Here is a 289-nt window from a genome sequence, read left to right as displayed (position 1 = left end):
GCTGGTGGTGGTGGCGCACGACATCTCGCCGGCCGACATGCTGCGCCTGCGCGGCGGACGCTTCGCCGCCTTTGTCACCGACCTGGGCGGGCCGACCTCGCATACCGCCATCGTGGCGCGCAGCATGGGCGTGCCGGCCGTGGTGGCCATGGGCAACGTGCGCGAGCTGGTGCGCGACGGCGACATGCTGATCATCGACGGCGCCGCCGGCGCGGTGGTGGTCAATCCGTCGGAACGCATCCTGCAGGAATACCGCCGCCGCCAGGCCGCCTACGCCGATGAGCGCGCC

At 72.7% G+C, this 289-nt stretch carries 1 protein-coding gene; it reads left to right on the top strand.

The window, feature by feature from the left end:
* Window positions 1-289, top strand: a 289-nt coding sequence (locus SB751_RS29530; protein WP_410748965.1) for a PEP-utilizing enzyme, incomplete at both ends; no start/stop codon positions are given.

This window comes from Cupriavidus sp. SIMBA_020, assembly GCF_046535395.1.
Lineage (GTDB): Bacteria > Pseudomonadota > Gammaproteobacteria > Burkholderiales > Burkholderiaceae > Cupriavidus > Cupriavidus campinensis.
Note: the sequence above shows the minus strand (reverse complement) of the source record. Positions and strands in the feature narration are given on the sequence as shown.